Origin of the sequence: Cobetia sp. MMG027, assembly GCF_027947415.1 — a bacterium.
Taxonomy (GTDB): Bacteria; Pseudomonadota; Gammaproteobacteria; order Pseudomonadales; family Halomonadaceae; genus Cobetia; species Cobetia marina.
Genome location: NZ_JAQJIO010000008.1, coordinates 26,806 through 45,231, shown reverse-complemented (window position 1 = coordinate 45,231; position 18,426 = coordinate 26,806). Strand labels below are relative to the sequence as shown.

Genomic DNA, 18,426 nt, shown 5'->3' with positions numbered 1-18,426 from the left:
GTCATTCATTGCTGGTGAAAGTTGCCGACAGACGACATCGGCAGTCGAGGCATCTCCCTGGAGCGCTTTCTCTCGCGCTGTCTCCGAGGGGGTGCGAGCGGGTTGGCGAGCCAAGACATTACGCGTTGCTGAATTATCTTTTCAATGCCCTTGTGATGGCCAGGCCCCGTTGGTGGTGTCAAGTCGCCTGTCAGGCTGGCCATCGTGACCGGGTTACCAACCGATGGCGTCCGGCAGCCAGGTGGCAAGACCCGGGAAGCAGAACAGCAGTACGACGGCCATGGCCTGCAGTCCCACGAAGGGGAGTACGCCGAGATACAGGTGGCGTGTCGTGACTTCCGGTGGCGCGACCCCCTTGAGGAAGAACAATGCCCAGCCGAAGGGAGGCGTCAGGAATGACATCTGCAGATTCATCGCCACCAGTACGCCCAGCCATACCATGTCGGTGCCATAGCCGATGAAGACCGGCAGGAACATCGGCAGTGCGATATAGCTGATCTCGATCCACTCCAGGAAAAAGCCGAGCACGAACAGTATCACCATCAGGAAGATGAGAGCGCCCAGTTCTCCCCCCGGCAGCAGATTGAACAGGTCATGCACCATGTTCTCGCCGCCAAGGCCGCGGAAGGCCAGTGAGAACGGCTGCGCGCACAACAGGATGAAATAGACCATGGCGGTGATGGTCAGGGTCGAGTGCAGGCAAGCCTTGAGCATCGGGAAATCGAGGCGCCGCGCCAGCAGTGCGATCACGAGACTGCCCAGTGCGCCCATCGAGGCCGCCTCGGTGGGGGCGGCCACGCCACCCAGAATCGAGCCCAGTACCGCGAAGACCAGCATCAGCGGCGGAATCACGCTGCGCGCCAGATCCCTCAGCAATTCCTTCATGCCGCCAGCGGCGGCGCGCTCCTCTTCCGGAATGGCCGGGACGAGTTCCGGCTTCCACCAGCCCAGCACCAGCAGGTAGACGATGTAGATGACCGCAATCGCCAGGCCCGGCACGAAGGCGGCGGCGAACAGGGTGCCGACGGACTCGCCGAGAATCTCCGACAGCAGGATCAACACGAGGCTCGGCGGAATGATCTGCCCCAGGGTGCCTGAGGCGCAGATGGTGGCCGAGGCCACGCCTGGGTGATAGCCGCGGCGCAGCAGGGTCGGCAATGTCAGCATGCCGACGGTGACCACAGTCGCACCGACGATCCCGGTGGAGGCGCCCATCAGCACGCCGACCAGAATGATCGCGATGCCCATGCCGCCGTTGACGCCGCCCATGGCGCGCCCGATGGTCTCGAGCATGTCCTCGGCGACCCGCGATTTCTCGAGCATGACCCCCATGAACACGAACAGCGGTATCGCCAGCAACGTGTAATTGGTGACCACACCATAGAGACGTGCCGGCATCAGGCTGAACAGCAGCGGGCCGAAGCCTGCCAGACCCGCCACGAAACCGGCCACCGCCAATGAGATCGCGACCGGAATCCCGATCAGCATCAGGATCAGGAAGCCGCCGATCATGCTGAGGGCAATCCACTCATTCGGACTCATGAAGGCACCTTGGTGTTGGATGACGTGGTGGAAGAGGCGTCGGGCATGCGGTTCGTCAATGTCAGCAAGGCGCGCAGGCAATCCGCGACGCCCTGCAGGGCAAGCGCGGCGAAACCGATGGGGATGAAGGCCTTGAGCAGGTAGCGATAGGGCAGGCCGCCGGGGTCGGGTGAGCCTTCCATCAGTTGATACGACTGCTCGGTATAGCTCAGGCCGAGCCAGGCAATGGCCGTGCCGATGGCGATGGTCATCAGTGCGCCGAGCAGATCCACCAGCGCACGCCCCTTGGGGGAAAATCGATCATAGAAGACATCGACGCGAACGTCGGCGCGATGCTTGAGGGCATAGGAAATGCCCAGCAGCGCGATGGGGGAAATCAGGTGCCACTCGAATTCCTGGAGTGGCACGGGACTGATGCTGAAGAAGTAACGCAACAGCACGTTACTGGCGACCAGCACCACGAGTGCCAACAGCGAGTAACGGGCAATGATGCCCAGCCGCTCGATGATGCCCTCGAGACAGTGGATGACATGCAGCATGACATGACCTCACGAACGCCACGACGGGACAGGCCGTGGCGTAGACAGGGGGAGCAGGGATGACACCAGCGGTGATCCGTTCTGGCACTGGGGGCGTGAGCCACAGGTACCGCCACGGGGGAGGTTCGATGTCAGCCGTCAGAGTGCCAGGAAGGTCTTCTCGCTGACGGCGGCCCATTCCTTGTGTTGATCGCGGAAGGCCATGAACGACTCGTGCACACGTGCGGTGTCCGGATCGGCGGCCGCCATGTCGGTCAGCGTCTTCTCGGTGACTTCCTTCAGGCGCGCCACCACGGAATCGGGCAACGGCTGAGCGGTGACGCCCTCGTTTTCCACCAGATCATTGAGCGCTTCGGCGTTCACCGACTCACACCAGGCCTGGCTCTCGACATTGCACGCCTGAGCGGCGGCCTTGACGATGGCCTGCAGGTCTTCCGGCAGACTCTCCCAGGCGGCCTTGTTGATCATCAGCTCGGTCACATTGGTCGGCTCATGCCAGCCGGTGGTGTAGTAGTACTTGGCAGCCTTCTGAAGCCCCAGACGGCGGTCCTGATAGGGCCCGACGAATTCGGCGGCATCGATGACACCGCGTTCCAGCGCCGGGAATATCTCGCCGCCCGGCAACAGGCGCACGGCGACGCCCAGCTCGGCATAGACCTTGCCGGCAAGCCCCGGGATACGCATCTTCAGGCCTTTCAAGTCCTCCACCGTGTTGATCGGCTTGCGGAACCAGCCGGTCATCTGCACGCCGGTATTGCCCATCGGGAAAGCGATCAGTCCCTTGGGGGCGTACAGCTCATGCCACAGCTCCAGGCCGCCACCGTGATACAGCCAGGCATTCATGCCCTGGGTATTCATGCCGAAGGGGACGGTAGTGAAGTACTGGGCAGCGGGAATCTTGCCGGCCCAGAAATAGGCATTGCCGGCGTTCATCTCCACCACGCCACTGGCGACGGCATTGAAGCCTTCCAGTGCCGGAATCAGCTCACCGGCCGCAAAGTGCTGGATCTTCATGCGCCCGCCCGACATGGCTTCCACCTTGCGGCAGAAGTCGGTCGGGCTACCGGGGCCCTCGACATAGAAGGGCGATCCCGGGCCGTAGGCATTGGTCATCTTCCATTGATAGGTCTTGCTGGATTCCGCGCGCACGATGGCGGGCGCACCCATCACGAGTCCAGCGGTTGAGGTTGCCAGAGCGGCACCCAGGAACTTGCGACGATCGAATGTCATGGGAGGTTCTCCTGCGGACGGATGACCAGTAGTGCCCCTGCGGCGGTGGATGTGCGGATGCGGCAAGGGGAGCCTGTACGGCGTGCTGACATCGAGGTCAGCGATCTTGTTGTGTCGGTGTTTCTGCATGCTCTTGAGTAGCGATGTCTTTCATTTGTCAGTTTTGAGGCTGTCATTTGTCATCGCGCTACGAGGATGACTCTGCAAGCCGTGTGCCATTTCGCCGCCTGAGAAATTTTTCCAATTATTTCAATGAAATATGTACAGGCAGAGGGCGCTGTTTTCCGTTGAGAATGCGCGCATGCGCATCCCCAGTTGCACATGTGAGACCGTGGAGCCGCTGATGTGCGGAGTTCAGTGCCTGACAAATGTCAGAAGATGACGCCAATCGCGGCATTTGTTCATCGATAGCATTACGGAAGGTGACATCTGGCTCGCGAATGTGGGGTGGTGATGACCAATTGTTATGCTTGCCGCATTACGGTGCGCTTGAGTCATCGCGGTGCATTACCTCTGAGCGAGGCTGTCAGGAAAGGGCTTGGCACGAGAAGGCTGAGCGGTGCGTGGGCTGATAGGGACGGGGGGCAGGGAGAAGAGAGAGCTGGGTGGAGAAAGCCGACAGGGACATGAACGGGGCCGGTGATTGCCAGGCGATGACGACAGTCAGCAAGCCCGGTGGCATCATGCGGCTTTGCCCTGTTGGAGCCTTGCATGTCACCTCATGATTCTGACGATTCCGCTTCTCCCACGCCGGCCACGTCTGCCGTCTCCTCCACGCCTTTCGCGAAACATGCTGGCGTGCGCCTGCCTGCCGCCCCCGGCGCACCCACTGACGCGCGGATACCCCGGGCCTTCCTGATCGCCATCCTGCTGGTAATGGCAGTGCTTGCCTGGTGGGAGTTGCCCCAGCAGTGGGCACGCGATGTCATCGATGCCACCCTGGGGCAGGCCTTCAGCGCCTTCGCCATCGCCAAGGGCCTGAACGCGACCATCTCGGTGCTGCAGTCCTCGACCATCGATCTGCAGGTATTTCAGGTCTCGCCCGGGGAGGCGCTGGACCCCGCCAATGACATGATCGAGCGCTTCTCGTGGGTGATGTTCGCGGCGACCGGCTCATTGGCGCTGCAGAAATTGCTGCTGGGCATCTCCGGTTCCGTGATCATCAAGAGCATGACCACCGTGGCCTGCCTGCTGGCGGTGTTCGGCCTGCTGGCCGAGGGCAGGCGGGCAGACAGCGAAGCCGGGCGCGCCCCTTCCTGTTGGCAGCAGGCACTCGTGCGCCTGGCGCTATGGGGCATCGCGCTGCGCTTTGCCGTGCTCAGTGTCGCGCTGGCCAGTGGTGTGGCAGGCCAGGCCTTTCTCGATGACAGCCGAGATGCGCAGATGGCGCAGCTGAGCGTGACGCAGCAGCAGCTGGCGGAAGTGGCGGACAAGCAGGTGGGAGGCGAGCACGAGGAACGCAGCTGGTGGCAGCAGTTCAAGGGCAGCATGGAAGGCTGGGTCGGCGGGCCGATCACCAGTGTCACCGAGGGCTTTGATGCCATGACCGACAAGGTGATCGACCTCACCATGCTGTTCATCACCCAGACGGTGCTGTTTCCGTTGGGCTTTCTGTGGGTCACCATGCGCTTGCTGCGTGGGTTGGGTCGCATGCACTGATTTGCGACCCCAGCGCGTGCTTATAGCCGTGCGCCACCACGACGATGCTTGACGCGTGTCATCAGCGACTTGCAGTCGACGGAGAGTATCTCGTCACGATTGAAGATATGTTCGCGCACGAAGCTGTCGAAGGCTTCGTAGCTGTCGGTGAGGGTGTGGATGTGCAGGCTTTTCAGGTCGCTCATGATGTAGAGGCTGACCACCTCGACACAGGCGGAAAGCTCCTCGGCGATGCGCTCGATGGCGCTGGGCGCGACGGTCAGGTCCACGAAGGTGGAGATGCCCTTGCCGAGCTTGTCCGGGTTGATGACGGCGGTGAACTGCTCGATCACGCCACTCTCGACCAATGCCTGGACGCGTGAGCGGGCGTGAGCACGCGAGATGCCCAGCTTGCGGGCGATGTCGGCATAGGACATGCGGCCGTCCTTGATCAGCAGGTTGAGCAGTTCGCTGTCGGTGCGGTTGAGGTTCATGGGCCAGGGTCTCGACGGTCTTTGTGGTGGTGGTACGCATGGCTTATCAAACCTGTGCGATCCGCACTTGTATAGTCCGACGTCAGCCTCTGGTGAGGATATTCCGGCTCTGGAAACGACTACGGGACGCCTTGGCGTCCCGTAGTGGTCTATCTCATTCGATCGCGTCGCGAACGCGTTGAGCGTCACTGATAGACAATCTCGCCCTTCGGGGCGTACGCCGAGACATCGATCGGGCTCTGCTCGGCAAGGTAGGCCTTGAGCACATCGGCATCGACGAAGCCGGTATCCAGGTAGCCCGGCAGGTCAGTGACCTTCGGATAGCCATCCCCGCCGGCGGCATTGAAGCTCGGGACGGTAAAGCGATATTGCGCGCTTCTGTCCAGGGGCTGGCCCTGGATCATCACGTCAGAGACGCTGCCCTCGGCCCGGTCGACCTGCATGCTGATACCGGCAAACTGGGCATAGGCGCCGGAGTCCACCGGCTGGGTCGCCACGGCATTGAGGTAGTCGAGCACCTCGCTGCCCGACATGCTGACGACCCCCACGGTGTTGCCGAAGGGCAGTACGGTCAGCACATCCTTGTAGGTGATCTCTCCTTCAGGCAATGAGGCGCGCACGCCACCTGAGTTCATCACGCCGAAGTCTGCCTTGCCGGCCTGCATGGCGGCGGTGGCGATCAGGCGGCCCAGATTGGTCTGGGCAAAGCGCACCACGTCGCGATCCCCCTCCAGCTTGCCGTTGCTCTGCGCGACGGTGACATTGAGCTGCGCCTGGCCCTTCTCTTGATAGGGGCGCAGGAACTCGAGCAGCTCACTGTCCTCGGCGATTTCTTCCTTGACCAGCACCTTGTGACGCTCGCCGTTCACTTCGACGGTCTTCTTGAGGTTCACCGGGATCAACTGATAGTTGAGCATGGTCAGCTCGCCATTGCGGAACTCATAATCGGCACGCCCCACGTACTTGCCCCACTCGTGTGCCTGCACGATGTAGGTGCCGTTCTGACGGTCCGGCTGGCAATCATCGCCGGGCGCAAAGTCCGCCATCCGGTTGACGCCCTCCATGCACACCGGCTCCTGAGAGTGACCGCCGACGATCATGTCCAGCGCACCGGTGGGCAGGTAGCGCGCAAGCGCGACGTCGCCCGGCGCGTTGATGCCATGCTCGGCATTCTGATAATGCCCCATGTGGGTGACGGCGAAGATCAGGTCCGGCTGCTCATGCTCGTTCAGTTGCTCGATGACCTTGCGTGCCTCTTTCTTGGGATCGCGAAACTCGAGATTGCTGAAGTACTCGGGATTGCCGATGCGCACGGTGTCTTCGGTGGTCAGGCCGATCACCGCGATATGGACGCCGTCTTCATCGAAGATCCTGTAGGGCGCGAACAGACGCTCGCCGGTGGCCTTGCCGTAGATGTTGGCGGCCAGCATCGGGAAATCGGCCCAGTCGCGCTGCTTGAGCAGCACGTCCAGCGGGTTGTCGAATTCATGATTGCCCACCGCCATGGCGTCATAGCCGATGCGGTTCATGCCCTTGAAGTCGGGTTCGGCCTGCTGCAGGTCGGACTCCGGCACGCCGGTATTGATGTCTCCGCCGGACAGCAGCAGCACGCTGCCACCCTCGGATTCCACTTCGGCGCGGATACGGTCGACCAGCGTCTTGCGTGCCGACATGCCGTATTCGCCATCGCTGCTGCGCCAGAAGCGACCGTGATGATCATTGGTGTGCAGCACCGTCAGGTGATAGGACGTGTCTGCCTGCCATTCATGGTCCTGATGGGTGGCGCAGGCGCTGAGCGTGCTCAGCAATGCAGCCCCCAGCAGGGTCTTCAGCGCCAGGCGCGAGCGGGTGGATGTGCGCAAGCCCGGCGCGTTTGATGAGGTGAGTCGAGTGTTCAGCATGAGCGATACGTTCCTTGTGTCTGGCTCCGAGGCGCTATGGCGCCTTCCAGCCTCAAAGTGCTGATTGTCAGGGTGCCGATTGCAAGACTGTTGATGAGAAAGCGCTTATGTCTAGTGGGTGAAGGGTAACCGATGGCAAGGCACACCGCTGTACGAGTCTGTCTTGCCATTGTGGAGATTGGATGACCTGCTCAGGAAGTGCGAGCTGTGCGCCGCTTGCCTACGTCAGCGAATGGCGTGAAGAAGTGTGGCTGACCTGTAGAAGCGCGACTGGCCTCAAGAGGCGACCGACATGAAAAAACCGGCCAATGATGCGCCGGTTCTTTCATGTCTCATTGCGGCGCCTGCGGCTCAGGCGTGTTCCTGCTTCGCGCTGATGCTGTCGGTGGACTCACGCTCACTCGCTTTGGGATTGAACACCTCGGCATCTTCCATCTTCGGCAGCAGCAACTCGGCGAGGATGGCAGTCAGGCCGCCCATGGTGATCGGCGAGCGCAAGGCATCGGCGAAGGCCCCCGGAATCGCGTTCAGCACATCCGGTACCATGCCGACGCCCAGACCAAGCCCCAGGGCCAGCGCGATGATCATCATCTCGCGACGCCCGATGGGCTGTGCCATCAGGATGCGGATGCCGGAGACGGCGATCAGCGCGAACATCAGCGTGGTGGTGGCACCGAGCACCGGGCGCGGCATCTGCGTGAGCAGGGTGGCAATGAAGGGCGACAGGCCCAGCAACAGCAGGAAGCCCGCCACGTAGCGGCCCACATGGCGGCTGGCGATACCGGTCAGCTGGATCACGCCGGTGTTCTGACTGAAGGTGGTGTTGGGGAAGGTGCCGGCCAGCGCGCCGAGTGCGGAATTCAGGCCATCCCCTAGCACGCCGCCGCGCAGACGCTTCTGATGCGTGTCGTCATCCACGGCGAGCCCCGAGGCGCGTGCGCTGCCGGTGAGATCGCCGACGGTCTCGATGGCGGTGATAATGAAGATGAAGGCCACCGGCAGGAAGGCGGCCAGCGAGAAGTCGAAGCCGGTATTCAGCGTCGCCGGGTGCGGCAGAGCGATCAGTGCGGCATCCGCCAGTTGTGGCGCATCGTACATGCCGCCCAGCGCCGCGATGATGCAGCCGACGGCCATGCCGATGAAGATGGAGGCGATTCTCAGCCACGGGTGACGCGAGACCTGACAGGCCAGTACCGTGATCAGCACGCAGCCGGCCAGCGCCAGATTGGCGGGGGCGCCGAAGTCCGCGGCACCGAAGCCGCCACCGATATCCGTCATGCCGACCTCGATCAGACTCAACCCGATCAGCATCACCACCACGCCCGTCACCACCGGTGTGATGACGCGCTTGAGCCATGGCAGCACCGTGCCCAATGCCATCTCGATCAGGCTGCCGGCCAGACAGGTGCCGAACAGTACCGCCAGCACCTGTTCGTCACTGGCATTCTGGCTGCGCGCGATCAGGCCGGCGGTGATCAAGGCTGATACGAAGCTGAAGCTGGTGCCCTGGATGCTCAACAGCCCCGAACCGAATGGCCCCAGGCGCTGGGATTGAATCCAGGTGGCGATCCCGGAGACCACCAGCGCCATCGACAGCAGACTGGCGGTGTAGGCCCCGAGCGATAGCGCACTGGTGATGATCAATGTCGGTGCAATGATGCCCGCCAGACTGGCCAGCAGATGCTGGGCCCCGGCGAGCGCCGAGATGGGCACGGAGGGGCAGCTCTCGAGGCCGAGCAGTGGCTCGTCGATCCCCTTGTGCTGGGAGGAAGCTTGGGTCATGGGACGCTCCTTGTCGGCTCGCGGCAAATGCGGGAGGAATGGGGCTGATGATCGAGGATGACGATGCGTGATCACGCCATGCGATTCGCGGGCGGGCAATTATAAGCAAGAAGTGAACCAATATCAGGTGTCTTTTGCTGTCACGACGTCTTGTCGCCGGGGGTTCGATGACTGGCCGGATAACGCAGGACCCCGCCGAGCGTGACTCGGCGGGGTCCTGGAATTGACGTGCCTGTGGCCCGGGCAAGCGGGCGCAGGGTCAAGCGGCTGGCGTCAGACTGTCAGCAGACGTTGGATCTTGAGACCGATCTCGCCTTCCGCGAAGGCCCCCAGGAAGCCCTGGAAGTGCTCGGATGCCACGTGGGCTTCCAGCGCTTCTTCATCCCACCATTCCTCCAGTACCACGAAGTCGCCTTCCGGTACCGGCTCGCCTTCCTCGACCTGCTTGTCTACCGCGAAGAGTTCATACTGCAGACAGCCCTTGTCGGACTGACTCTTCTCGACCAGGTCGGCGAGAATGTCACGGGCCTTTTCCTGCTGGTCGGCGGGGAAGGTCAGAGTCGCGATAAGCTTGAGAGACATGGCATGAATCCTTTCGTGAACGAAAATGATGACGCGTGAAGCGGATGCCCCACGTGACCGGCGGACGATGGGACATGAGCAGAAACGGTGTCATGTCCGATGGGCGGATGCAATGCGGCAGGCACGGAGCCCCGTGGGGGAATGCGCTGCCCGCCGCTCGATGTCCCCTGCGCTTACAGGCGAGTGAAGAGTTCGTCTGCCGGAAGACGGGACTTGGGCAGTTCCGCATTGAAGTCGTCAGCGGCGCGATAGCCAAGGCTCACGGCGACCAGGGCGTTGAAGCCTTTCTCGCGCAGCCCGAATTCGGCGTCCAGCGCCACCGGGTCGATACCTTCCAGCGGCACGGTGTCGATGTTCAGGCTGGAGGCGGCATACAGCAGGCTGCCGTAATTGAGGTAAACCTGCTTGTCCATCCAGTGCTGCATGTCCTTGAGATCATGACGATGCAGGTCGATGAACAGACGACGGGCGCCGTCCATCATGGCGCTGAACTCGTCATCCTTCTTGAAGCGACCATCAGAGGCTTCGGTATCCAGCAGATGGTTCAGGTAGTCGTCGTCCAGGGTAGTGCGGGTGCAGAACAGCACGACGTGAGACGCATTGGTGATCTTCGGCGAGTTGAAGGCGTACTTGTCATCCGTACCGGCGCGTGCGAAGCGCTGCTTGGCATCGTCAGACTCCAGCACCAGGAAGTGCCACGGTTGGGAATTGACGCTGGAAGCGCTCAGGCGCATCACGTTTTCCAGTTCCTGCCAGTCGGCGGCGCTGATCTTGCGCGCCGGATCGAAGGCCTTGGTGGAATAACGACGTTGCATGATGGCAGTGGGAGTCATGATGACGGACCTCGTAATGCGTCGACACCTCTGAGGGTGCCCAGGACGTTGGAAGAAGATGGCGCCATCATAACGAGTGGATTCAGCGTTGAGTATCCATGTCTCACGCACCTTTATGATGAAAAAATGGCACCAATTCTATAAATTGGCACCATTTGTCAGCATGTTGTCACACCTGTGATGCCCTCAGGGCATTAATGCTTCAGCATGTGGGCGTGTCTTCGCAGCGGTGTGGTCACTCAGCAGCATGCCGTGCCGTTTGCGGCAGCGGCCCGCCACATGCACCTCGCGAATCGCGCGGTCATCCCCGAGCATCATCAGGGCGAACAGCACCTCCCCCAGCGGTACCTGCTGTGGCTGTCCCCAGCGGGTGCGCCGCGCCAGCAAGTGAGTCGCCGTGGGGTCGAGCACGATCACGTCCGCCTCCATCCCCGGACGCAGGTTGCCGACCTTGTCCTCCAGCCGCATGGCGCGCGCATTGCCCAGCGTCAATTGATAGAAGCCCTGCCAGGGCGTCAGTGGCTGGTTGGCACGTGACGCAAGCCCCGCCACATCATGGGCGACTGCACCGTGCAACTGACCGACCTGATAGGCTGTCTTGAGGCTCTCCAGCTGACACAGGCTGGAGCCACCGCCGACATCGGTGGCGATGCTGATGTTGATCCCCTGATGGCGGGCGCTGGCGCGATCGAACAGCCCGCTGCCGAGGAACAGGTTGGAGGTCGGACAGAAGGCGATGCTGGCGCCACGATCCGCGATGCGCTGGCGCATGCCATCGTCCAGGTGGATGCCGTGGGCGAAGGTGGTGCGCTCGTGACTCAGGCCGACATCCTCATAGACCGCCAGATAATCCCGAGCCTCGGGGAACAGTTCCGCCACCCACTTCACCTCATCGAGGTTCTCGGCCAGATGGGTCTGCAAGTGCAGGTCCGGCTGGCACTTGAGCAGTTGACCGGCGGCCTTGAGCTGCTCGGGGGTGGAGGTCGGGGCGAAGCGCGGGGTCAGCACATAGCCGAGGCGGCCACGCCCGTGCCAGTCCGCGATCAGCCGCTCATCGTCCTTGAGCGCGGTGACGCCTGAATCGAGCAGTGCCGGCGGCGCATTGCGATCCATCATCACGCGACCGGCATGCACACGCATGTCGCGGTTCCGCGCGGCCCGGAACAGGGCATCGGCACTGCTGGCATGCGAGGTGGCAAACACCTGGGCACTGGTGGAGCCATGACGCAGCAGCTCATCGAGGAAGATCTCGGCGACCTCGGCGGCGTGCGCGGGGTCGGCAAAGCGCTGCTCGGCGGGGAAGGTGTAGGTATTCAGCCAGTCGATCAGGCAGTGACCATAGCTTGCGATGATATCCAGCTGCGGGAAGTGCACGTGGGTATCGATGAAGCCTGGCATCATCAGACCGGTGACGCTGTGCGGCGGGCTCAGGCCCATCAGTTCACTCACGGCATCATGCCGGGCAAGCGAGTGTTGATCCCCCACGGCGACCACATGGCCGGCGTGCATCACCAGCAGGGCATCCGCGTAGTACTCGATGGCGGGGTCCCGCTCGCCTGACGCAAGTGTTCCTTGCGGGTCGTCCAGAGGCTCATCCAGGAAGTGCAGCAGGGCGCCACGCAACAGGCTGACGCTTTCTGGGGCCTTTGCGGCCGAGCGCAGCGCCGCCGTCAGTCGGCGGTCATCCAGGTGGCAGGCCACAGATAGCGGGGTGTCTTGGTCAGTCATCATTCGGCCTTCCGTGTCGGTTCTGTCTGGTGCATCGCGTCAGGGGCAAGGCGGGCGCGCAGCTGGCGGGCACCCTTGCGCGTCAGGCCATTGCCGTCCAGTGATGGGTGGTGTGACGAGGTTGGGGAGTTCGCGTCGTCGGTCTGCTGAGCGGCTTGGCTGGCCTGCAACTGAAGCAGTTCGGCCACCACCGCGATCGCGATCTCCTCGGGGCGTTTGCCCGGAATCCCCGGCACACCGATCGGGCAACGAATGCGGGCGACCTCGTGCTCCTCGAGATTGCCGCGCAGGCGCTGGCGAAAGCGCGCCCACTTGCTGCTGGAGCCGATCAGCCCCAGCGAGGCCAGGTCATCGCGCGGTGCAAGAGCCGCCACCAGCGCCTGGTCCTCGACATGATCATGGGTCAATACCAGCACATGACTGCCCGCCCTCACTGGCAGCGGGTCGGAGGCCGGCGCCGCTTTCGAGAGCGGCAGGTCCGTCAGGATATTGAATGTCTGGCGCTGCACACGGCCCTCACTGCCCGCAGGAATCGTGGCGGACTCGAGCTGCTCGGCGCGTGAATCCCGCCAGTCGATCTGCCAGTCCAGCGGCGCCAGCAGGTGGACGATGGCCTGACCGACATGGCCGGCGCCGAACAGGGTCAGCCGTGGCGCAAGCGCCGGGTACAGCTCGATCAACACCTGCACGTGGCCACCACAGCATTGTTGAGCATGCTGGCCCAGCGCGATCTCCTCGAGATGACAGCCCGACTGTCCCTGCGCCAGCATCGCTCGAGCGCGCTCCACCACCAGCTGCTCCAGCCGACCGCCGCCGAGGCTGTCGTGCAGCGTATCCATGGTGATCAGCATCTTGCTGCCGGCACCTCGCGGAGCGGAGCCCGCCACCGTCACCACGGTGGCCAGGGCATGGGCCGTCAGCGCTGCCTGTGCCTCGGCGAGCGCCTGATACCAGCGGCCCGTCGCGGCACTCTTGATTGCACTCATGACGGCACCTGCGTTGGCTCTGCGCCGGCAGTGGCGTGCTGCTCCTGCCAATCACGCTGCTCACGCGCCGCCAGCATCACGCGCTCCGGCGTGGCAGGGGTATCCAGGCGTACCGCGCGGCGGTAGTCGGTCAACGAGGCCAGCGCATCGCGCAGCGCCCCCCACACGCTGATGGCGAGCATGAAGGGTGGTTCACCCACCGCCTTGGAGCGATAGATGCTGGCGGCCGAGTTGGGATGTCCTTCCAGCAGGCGTACCGTGATCGCGCCGTCGGGCACGTCGCTGATGGCGGGTATCTTGTAGGTGGCCGGGCCATCGGTCAGCAGGCGACCCTCCTCGTTCCACTTGAGTTCCTCCGTCGTCAGCCAGCCCATGCCCTGCACGAAGCCGCCTTCTATCTGACCGATGTCGATGGCCGGATTGAGCGAATCTCCCACGTCGTGCAGGATCTCGGCGCTTTCCAGTCGGTATTCGCCGCTCAAGGTATCGACGACCACTTCACACAGCGCCGCGCCGAAGGCGTAGTAGTAGAAGGGGTGTCCGGTGCCACTTTCGCGGTCGTAGTGGATGTCCGGGGTGGCATAGAAGCCCTTCTCGGAGAGCGAGATGCGTTCCAGATACGCCGCCTGGATCAGCTCCCCCCATGTCATCAGTACGCCGCTCGGGCCATGCAGCTCGCCATCGTCGAGGCTCAGGCTGGCGCGTGGCTGGGCGAGATGTTCGGCGGCGAAGTCGAGCAGGCGCGCCTTGAGGCGTAGGCAGGCATCACGTGTGGCCATGCCGTTGAGGTCCGCTCCCGAACTTGCCGCGGTCGGTGAGGTGTTGGGTACCTTGTCGGTGCGCGTGGCGGTGATGCGCACCCTGTCCACGCTCAGGCCCAGCTCACGGGCCGCGACCTGAGTGATCTTGGTGTGCAGGCCCTGGCCCATCTCGGTGCCGCCATGATTCACCTGCACGCTGCCATCGGTATAGACATGCACCAGGGCGCCGGCCTGATTGAGGTGCTTGGCGGTAAAGGAGATGCCGAACTTCACCGGCGTCAGCGCCAGCCCCTTCTTCACCACCGGATTGGCGGCATTGAAGGCGCGAATCTCGGCGCGTCGTGCCCAGTAGTCGCCCTGCGCCTCGAGCTGGTCGATCAGCGTGGTGAGCAGTGGGTACTGGTTGACATGCTGGCCGTAATGCGTGGTCTCACGGCCCTCGCAGTAGAGGTTGCGCTTGCGGATCTCCAGCGGGTCGCGCCCCAGGCGCCTTGCGATATCCTCCATGGCCGCCTCGATGGCGAGCATGCCCTGCGGACCACCGAAGCCGCGGAAGGCGGTGTTGGACGCCACGTTGGTGCGGGCACGGATACCGCGCACATGGGCATTGCCGAGGTAATAGGCGTTGTCGGCATGGAACATGGCGCGATCGACGATGGCATCCGACAGATCCGGTGAATGGCCGCAGTCGCCGGTCAGCTCGATGATGGCGGTGTCGATGCGCCCGCTGTCATCGACACCGAACTGGTAGCGGTGATGGAAGGGATGGCGCTTGCCGGTCAGGCGCATGTCGTCATTGCGGGGCAGTCGCAGTCTGGCGGCCCGCCCCGTACGACGTGCCACCAGGGCTGCCAGACATGCCACCGGCGCGGCCTGGGTTTCCTTGCCGCCGAAGCCGCCTCCCATGCGACGGGTTTCCACCGTGATGGCATGGAAGGGCACGCCCAGCACCTCGGCGATCAGCTTCTGGACTTCACTGGGGTGCTGGGACGAGCTGTGCACCAGCATCTCGTCGTCTTCACCCGGCAAGGCCAGCGCTGCCTGGCTCTCCAGATAGAAGTGTTCCTGTCCACCGCCTTCAAGCTCGCCGTCCAATTGCCAGGCGGATCTGGCAAGTCGTTCGCTGACGCTTTCGCGTGTCGCTGCCCGGCCGTTGGCCAGACGTGCCTGGGTATGGGTCGGGCGCACCAGATCACCGCGACTGGCGGCCTGGCAGGGATCAAGCGTCAGTGGCAAGGGGGTCACCGCCACCTTGGCCAGTCGCGCCGCCTGACGCGCCGCCCGCTCGCTCTCGGCGGCAACCACGAACAGCGCCTGACCATAATGACTGATGCGATCACTGACCAGCAGCGGGTCGCCGGGGAAGACCGGGCCGACATCGCGGTGGCCGGGGATGTCTGAAGCGCTGAGCACACAGACGACGCCGGGGGCGGCCCGCACCGTCTCGAGTGTCAGGGAATCCAGAGTGGCATGCGCGACCTCGCTCATGCCGATGGCCAGGTGCAGCGTGCCTGCGGGGAGTGGCAGGTCGTCGACGTAGCGTGCCGTGCCACTGACGTGACGCTCGGCGCTCTCATGCTGATGTGACGGTGAAGCGTTCGTGGCCGGAGTGGCACTGGGGTCGGACTCAAGACTGTGCAAGGTACGCATCGAGGCTCTCCAGTGGCATGAGGGGGGCAGTCGCGTGACGTTCATTGTGGATTCGCTGCGCCACTCGGGGGACCAGATGGCTGGCAGCCAGCAGACGATACTCGCGGGAGCCACGCACGTCTGAGAGAGGCGAGAAATCGGCCTGGATGGCCTGTTCGATCCTGTGGCGAGTGAGGGTGTCGAGCTGGGCGGGTGTGAGCGATTCCAGCGTTTCACGGCTCAGGAGTGCCTCGAGATGCGGTGCACGTGCCGGAATGCCGGCCATGCCGCCGAAGGCGACTCGCCAGTGCTGAGCATGGCCACTGGCATCGCGCCGCCAGGCGAAGACCCCCAGCAGCGTGGAGATGTCATCATCTCGCCGTTTGGAAAGCTTGTGGACCGCCAGCCGCTGATTGTGCACCGGCCGCGGCAGGAAGAGGGAATGGATGATCTCGTCCGGCATCAATTGGGTGCGCTTGTAGTCGAGGAAGAAGTCCTCAAGCTTGAGGATGCGCTCCCCATCGACACTCATCAGCTGGAGATAGGCCTCCAGCGCGATCAACAGCGGCGGCATGTCCCCGATGGGTGAGGCGTTGCCGATGTTGCCGCCCAGCGTGCCACGATTGCGGATCTGTTCACTGCCCAGGCGAGTGAGCAGCTCCGCGCCCTCGGGATAATGTTCACGCAGCAGTGGCATCAGCTGGCGGTAGGTCACCGCAGCGCCGATCCACCAGCCTGCCTGGCCGGCGTGTTCCCCTTCCTCGATGGTGCCAAGGGCCGCGACACACGTGGTATCGATCAGTGCCGGGAAGTCACGCAGGCGTTGCGTGTATTCGAGCATCAGATCCGTGCCCCCCGCGATCAAGGGCGCCTGGGGATGTGCGGCGCGCAGCGCCAGCAGCTCTTCGAGACGGGTGGGACGATGGAAGGTGCCCGAGGCTTCCAGTTCGCTATCTCGCTCGCGACGGGACGCTGAATTCGCCTCGCCAGTGGCGGGCTGACAAGCTGCCTGGCCGGATGACAGCAGGGTGGCCGGCCCGAATTCTCCCTGCAGCAGGCGATGGGCAGCCTCGCGTATCGGTCGATAGCCTGTGCAGCGGCACAGATTGCCGCCCAGCGCATGGTCGATCATCTGATCGCGCCGCGCGGCATCGAGACTCTCGCCCTCTGCGCTGCGCAGCTGATGATCGGCGTGCAGCACCGCCAGGCTCATGGCGATGCCCGGGGTACAGAAGCCACATTGGCTGGCGTGGGTCGTCACCAGCGCTTGCTGCACCGGGGAGAGCGAGGAGGTGGCGGTCTCGTTCGCCAGTCCCTCGATGGTGATCAACTCGCAATCCTGCAGCTGGTGGGCGGGCATCAGGCAGGCATTGACCGTCGTCATGGGCTGGCCCGGCACCTGCAAGGCAATCGTGCAGGCACCGCAGTCACCGGACGCGCAGCCTTCCTTGGTGCCGGTATGCCCCAGAGAGGTGCGAAGGGCTTCAAGCGTTGTCGTTCCCGTTGCAGGCGCGGGCAGCTGACGCGCGTGTCCGTTCAAGGTGAAGTCGATCATGCAGGCATCCCGTCAGGTCGTCTTGTCATTGTGGTGCCTTCAGGCGTATGGCACAGCCGAATCTGGGCATTGCGGGCCCGATTGGCGTCTTCGAGTGTCAATGTAACAGCTCATGTTGTATTTCTAGCAAGAATCTGACCAAATGGTCAGTCCATGGTGTGGTATTTTTGCGTGGGTGACGCAAGTGCGCGTCAGGAGAGCGACGCATCGAGCGTATCGCGCCTGCCCGGGGTGAGCATTCTGACCACAGCATCGTGACGTGCGGCCGTAATCGAAGGTCATGTTCCGGTGCTGTGGTCAAGATGCTCGAACGATAACGTCTATTTGATGAGTGATGCTGATGCCTGCAGATTCTCCTTCTTCCCTGTATGCCGAAGTTCGTCGTTCCCGAAGTGCGGAATTCAGTCCGACACCGACCAGCTCTCCCCGTGAGCAGGCGGAAAGTCGAATCATGGAAGCTGCCGAGTGTGTCTTTGCCTGTCACGGCTATCGTGGCAGCACACTCAAGCAGATCGCGGACGTGGCCGAGTTGCCCAAGGCCAATCTGCTGTATTACTTCGGTTCCAAGGAAAAGCTCTATGTGCATCTGCTGGAGCAGACGCTGACGCGCTGGAATGCGTCACTTGAGGACATCACGGCCGATGATGACCCGCGCGAGGTGCTGGAGGCGCTGGTGCGCGTCAAGCTCAAGCTGGCACGCCAGGCCCCACAGGCATCGCGCCTGTTCGCGGCGGAGGTGATCAGCGGCGCGCCGTTTCTGCGTGACTATCTCAGCGGAGAGTTGCGCCAGTGGGTCCAGGCGCGCTGCGAGGTGATGAAGGCGTGGATGGCAGCTGGCAAGCTGCGCGAGGCGGAGCCGATGTGGGTCATCTATCTGATCTGGTCCACCACGCAGCACTACGCGGACTTCGCCGCCCAGATCGACCAGCTGGGCGGTGCGCCGCGCACGGATGAGGACTGGGAACAGCTGGCGGACTTCGTGGCCAGCACGCTGTGTGATGGTCTCTGTCCGCGCTGAGCCATCGGTTCGGCCAGATGGGTCATGGCAGACACGACAACGCCCGCTCCGGTGTTCCCGGCGCGGGCGTTGTCGTGTCTGCTGGTGCGTGTCATCGGAATGTCGTCGAGATGAGGGAAGGGGGAGCCGGAACAGGAGGCTCAGCTGGCCAGCTCAAGTGCACTCGCGGCCTTGCATCGGAATGTCGTCGAGATGAGGGAAGGGGGAG

14 protein-coding genes are annotated in these 18,426 nt (G+C 63.2%); 2 read left to right on the top strand and 12 right to left on the bottom strand.

The genetic code is table 11. The annotated features are described in order from the left end of the window. Nucleotides 1-213: 213 nt before the first annotated feature. The 3 genes from PJK54_RS12250 to PJK54_RS12240 all read right to left on the bottom strand — a co-directional run bounded on the left by PJK54_RS12250 (nucleotide 214) and on the right by PJK54_RS12240 (nucleotide 3,311). A complete protein-coding gene (locus tag PJK54_RS12250) occupies nucleotides 214-1,542 on the bottom strand; it encodes a TRAP transporter large permease (protein WP_136937865.1) in 1,329 nt (442 codons plus the stop codon). After that, a complete protein-coding gene (locus tag PJK54_RS12245) occupies nucleotides 1,539-2,081 on the bottom strand; it encodes a TRAP transporter small permease subunit (protein ID WP_084208754.1) in 543 nt (180 codons plus the stop codon). The genes PJK54_RS12250 and PJK54_RS12245 overlap by 4 nt, the downstream gene beginning before the upstream one ends. Nucleotides 2,082-2,219: 138 nt before the next feature. Next, nucleotides 2,220-3,311, bottom strand: a complete 1,092-nt coding sequence (locus PJK54_RS12240; RefSeq protein WP_077376697.1) for a TRAP transporter substrate-binding protein — start codon at nucleotides 3,309-3,311, stop codon at nucleotides 2,220-2,222. A gap of 711 nt (nucleotides 3,312-4,022) precedes the next feature. Here PJK54_RS12240 and PJK54_RS12235 point away from each other — a divergent pair. Next, complete coding sequence (locus PJK54_RS12235; RefSeq protein WP_271302998.1) at nucleotides 4,023-4,970, top strand: hypothetical protein; 948 nt, start codon at nucleotides 4,023-4,025, stop codon at nucleotides 4,968-4,970. A 20-nt stretch (nucleotides 4,971-4,990) separates the two neighbouring features. Here PJK54_RS12235 and PJK54_RS12230 read toward each other — a convergent pair whose 3' ends face one another. From PJK54_RS12230 to PJK54_RS12190, 9 genes are all read right to left on the bottom strand, one after another. Further along, nucleotides 4,991-5,443, bottom strand: a complete 453-nt coding sequence (locus tag PJK54_RS12230; protein WP_077376692.1) for an Lrp/AsnC family transcriptional regulator — start codon at nucleotides 5,441-5,443, stop codon at nucleotides 4,991-4,993. 185 nt (nucleotides 5,444-5,628) lie between these two features. Then, nucleotides 5,629-7,344, bottom strand: coding sequence for a bifunctional UDP-sugar hydrolase/5'-nucleotidase UshA (ushA, locus tag PJK54_RS12225; protein WP_271302997.1), 1,716 nt, complete (start codon nucleotides 7,342-7,344; stop codon nucleotides 5,629-5,631). Between the two features lie 351 nt (nucleotides 7,345-7,695). Beyond that, nucleotides 7,696-9,126, bottom strand: a complete 1,431-nt coding sequence (locus PJK54_RS12220; protein WP_271302996.1) for a uracil-xanthine permease family protein — start codon at nucleotides 9,124-9,126, stop codon at nucleotides 7,696-7,698. Between the two features lie 273 nt (nucleotides 9,127-9,399). Beyond that, nucleotides 9,400-9,708: a putative quinol monooxygenase gene (locus tag PJK54_RS12215; protein ID WP_084208749.1), complete on the bottom strand. Its 309-nt coding sequence runs from the start codon at nucleotides 9,706-9,708 to the stop codon at nucleotides 9,400-9,402. Nucleotides 9,709-9,881: 173 nt separating this feature from the next. Then, nucleotides 9,882-10,541 (bottom strand): oxygen-insensitive NAD(P)H nitroreductase, encoded by a 660-nt coding sequence (gene nfsB, locus PJK54_RS12210; protein WP_077376681.1) that lies wholly within the window; start codon nucleotides 10,539-10,541, stop codon nucleotides 9,882-9,884. Between the two features lie 186 nt (nucleotides 10,542-10,727). Next, on the bottom strand, nucleotides 10,728-12,272 hold the full coding sequence (gene guaD, locus PJK54_RS12205; protein ID WP_271302995.1) for a guanine deaminase: 1,545 nt from the start codon (nucleotides 12,270-12,272) through the stop codon (nucleotides 10,728-10,730). After that, nucleotides 12,269-13,255, bottom strand: a complete 987-nt coding sequence (gene xdhC, locus PJK54_RS12200) for a xanthine dehydrogenase accessory protein XdhC (protein WP_271302994.1) — start codon at nucleotides 13,253-13,255, stop codon at nucleotides 12,269-12,271. The genes guaD and xdhC overlap by 4 nt, the downstream gene beginning before the upstream one ends. Continuing rightward, a complete protein-coding gene (gene xdhB / locus PJK54_RS12195; protein ID WP_271302993.1) occupies nucleotides 13,252-15,666 on the bottom strand; it encodes a xanthine dehydrogenase molybdopterin binding subunit in 2,415 nt (804 codons plus the stop codon). The genes xdhC and xdhB overlap by 4 nt, the downstream gene beginning before the upstream one ends. Next, entirely contained in the window at nucleotides 15,644-17,200 is a 1,557-nt protein-coding gene (locus PJK54_RS12190; RefSeq protein ID WP_271302992.1) for a xanthine dehydrogenase small subunit, read from the bottom strand. The genes xdhB and PJK54_RS12190 overlap by 23 nt, the downstream gene beginning before the upstream one ends. 340 nt (nucleotides 17,201-17,540) lie before the next feature. Here PJK54_RS12190 and PJK54_RS12185 point away from each other — a divergent pair, with 340 nt between their 5' ends. After that, nucleotides 17,541-18,218, top strand: coding sequence for a TetR family transcriptional regulator C-terminal domain-containing protein (locus PJK54_RS12185; RefSeq protein WP_084209727.1), 678 nt, complete (start codon nucleotides 17,541-17,543; stop codon nucleotides 18,216-18,218). Nucleotides 18,219-18,426 lie beyond the last annotated feature (208 nt).

What these genes read in the sequence shown, in the direction of transcription:
- PJK54_RS12190 (WP_271302992.1), bottom strand. Translation starts at nt 17,200, where the DNA reads ATGATCGACTTCACCTTGAACGGACACGCGCGTCAGCTGCCCGCGCCT.
- PJK54_RS12245 (WP_084208754.1), bottom strand. Translation starts at nt 2,081, where the DNA reads ATGCTGCATGTCATCCACTGTCTCGAGGGCATCATCGAGCGGCTGGGC.
- PJK54_RS12230 (WP_077376692.1), bottom strand. Translation starts at nt 5,443, where the DNA reads ATGAACCTCAACCGCACCGACAGCGAACTGCTCAACCTGCTGATCAAG.
- PJK54_RS12250 (WP_136937865.1), bottom strand. Translation starts at nt 1,542, where the DNA reads ATGAGTCCGAATGAGTGGATTGCCCTCAGCATGATCGGCGGCTTCCTG.
- guaD (WP_271302995.1), bottom strand. Translation starts at nt 12,272, where the DNA reads ATGATGACTGACCAAGACACCCCGCTATCTGTGGCCTGCCACCTGGAT.
- PJK54_RS12220 (WP_271302996.1), bottom strand. Translation starts at nt 9,126, where the DNA reads ATGACCCAAGCTTCCTCCCAGCACAAGGGGATCGACGAGCCACTGCTC.
- PJK54_RS12185 (WP_084209727.1), top strand. Translation starts at nt 17,541, where the DNA reads ATGCCTGCAGATTCTCCTTCTTCCCTGTATGCCGAAGTTCGTCGTTCC.
- xdhB (WP_271302993.1), bottom strand. Translation starts at nt 15,666, where the DNA reads ATGCGTACCTTGCACAGTCTTGAGTCCGACCCCAGTGCCACTCCGGCC.
- PJK54_RS12240 (WP_077376697.1), bottom strand. Translation starts at nt 3,311, where the DNA reads ATGACATTCGATCGTCGCAAGTTCCTGGGTGCCGCTCTGGCAACCTCA.
- nfsB (WP_077376681.1), bottom strand. Translation starts at nt 10,541, where the DNA reads ATGACTCCCACTGCCATCATGCAACGTCGTTATTCCACCAAGGCCTTC.
- PJK54_RS12215 (WP_084208749.1), bottom strand. Translation starts at nt 9,708, where the DNA reads ATGTCTCTCAAGCTTATCGCGACTCTGACCTTCCCCGCCGACCAGCAG.
- xdhC (WP_271302994.1), bottom strand. Translation starts at nt 13,255, where the DNA reads ATGAGTGCAATCAAGAGTGCCGCGACGGGCCGCTGGTATCAGGCGCTC.
- ushA (WP_271302997.1), bottom strand. Translation starts at nt 7,344, where the DNA reads ATGCTGAACACTCGACTCACCTCATCAAACGCGCCGGGCTTGCGCACA.
- PJK54_RS12235 (WP_271302998.1), top strand. Translation starts at nt 4,023, where the DNA reads ATGTCACCTCATGATTCTGACGATTCCGCTTCTCCCACGCCGGCCACG.